The organism is Pacificibacter marinus (assembly GCF_018860665.1).
In the GTDB taxonomy this organism is placed as follows: domain Bacteria; phylum Pseudomonadota; class Alphaproteobacteria; order Rhodobacterales; family Rhodobacteraceae; genus Celeribacter; species Celeribacter marinus_A.
In genome coordinates, this window is sequence record NZ_JAHKPK010000007.1 from 1 (window position 1) to 1773 (window position 1773).

At 45.1% G+C, this 1773-nt stretch carries 2 protein-coding genes; both read left to right on the plus strand.

Annotation, left to right across the window (positions count from 1 at the left end; genetic code table 11):
- On the plus strand, positions 1 to 1437 hold a 1437-nt coding region (locus tag KO497_RS01915), incomplete at its 5' end, for a LapD/MoxY N-terminal periplasmic domain-containing protein (protein ID WP_215942282.1).
- Positions 1424 to 1756, plus strand: coding sequence for an EAL domain-containing protein (locus tag KO497_RS01920; protein ID WP_354668073.1), 333 nt, complete (start codon positions 1424 to 1426; stop codon positions 1754 to 1756). The genes KO497_RS01915 and KO497_RS01920, both read left to right, overlap by 14 nt.
- Positions 1757 to 1773: the final 17 nt, after the last annotated feature.

Consider the following 1773-nt stretch of genomic DNA (forward strand, 5'->3'; position numbering starts at 1 on the left):
GTGCTGATCGGGCTTGTCGCGGGTACGTTATTTATTATGTCAGACAGCTCCAAAAATATGCTTCTTACTCAATTAGAATCGCATGGTCAGGATACGGCAACTCACCTAGGACTTTATCTAGCCCCCTATGTGGCTGACAAAGATACAGCGACCATCGAAGCAACCGTTAACGCTATCTTTGATAGTGGATTCTATCAAAAAATAGTGATTCGCTCTGCCGACAATGAAACGCTGTTTGAAACCAGCACCCTCCCCCAATCAGGGAAAAGCGTGCCAGACTGGTTCGTCAGCTTAGTCCAGTTAACGCCACCCTCAATGAGTCGCGAAATCAGCTTTCAATGGCGTAAAGTTGGCTCTGTACTCGTTCAAAGCAGAGCCGATTACGCCTATTCTCAGTTATGGCAAGGGGCACAGAATACATTAATACTTTTCGTCTCTTTATCTTTGTTAAGTGTCCTGCTGTTAAGTACGCTCATCCGTTATATTTTAAGCCCTCTACGTGGCGTAGAAGAGCAGGCACAAGCCTTGGCAGAAAGTCAGTACATAGAACAAGAAAACATCCCCAAAACCCGAGAACTTAAGCGGGTTGTCCTAGCCATGAACAGCATGGTTAAGCGCGTACAAAAAATGTTTGCCGAACAATCACTGCATATTGAAGAATTGCGCAAAACGGCCTACCAAGACAACCTTACGGGCTTAGCTAATCAACGATCTACAATGGCGTTGCTAAGTGACTGGTTAGACAACCGTCAAGAGTTTGGGCCTGGATGTTGTATTTACCTGCATGTTAACGATTTACAGGCTCTGAACTCGGCCTTAGGCGAAGAAGAAGCCAATAATTATTTGAAGCATATTGGCGGTACACTGTCTAAACTTGCTATGCGTTTTGACCCCAATATTGTAGGCCGATTAACAGGGTCAGACTTTGCCGCAATTCTTCCGACCGTTGATGAAGAACTCATAAAAAGAGAACTTAATGCGCTAGCTGCACAACTCACTACACAGAGTAATTTTATTTCACCGCAAGATGACGGTATGCCATTCCACATCGCAGTCACCACTTTCGATACACTAGCAAGTGCTAATCTCGTGATGTCAGACGCCAAACTGGCTATACAGGTAGCCAAAAAACAAAGCACGGCTCTCTTGTTACCCGACACGTTTACCGGTTCTACAGTCGCTTCTGAATCATGGCAACAGCATGTCGCCAAAGCCATTCAGAACAAGAATATTTTCATACAATTCCAACCAGTATTCTCATCGCATTCCACCCAAGACAACCCGACTATTTTGCAACGCGAACTACTTGCTCGCATCCTGAAGAAGGCAGGAGAGCCTTGCTCTGCTGGCGAGTTTATCCATGCTACTAAAATCCTGAAATCTAATTTCAGCTCTGGACCGCCCTATTTTAGAAAAAGCAGTTATACATTTAGCTGAATACCCAGAAGGCGGTCCTCTGACGGTCAACTTGAGCCAGCAAACCATCCACGAGGATGGCTTTAGCACATGGATAACTCAACTTCTCAGACAATACGCGCCAGGTAACCGGCTAAATATTGAGATTAATGAAACCGCTGCGCTGAATGATATTGAGCACATTGTCTGGTTTCGCAACCTACTAAGACCAACAGGCGTTCAATTTGGTGTCGATAATTTTGGTGTGCATCCGAATGGTCTCAGCTATCTATACTCGGTTCAGACTAACTACATCAAAATAGATGGATCATTAAGCCGTGAGACGGATACCAGCGCATAAGACCGCTTCCTGATCAG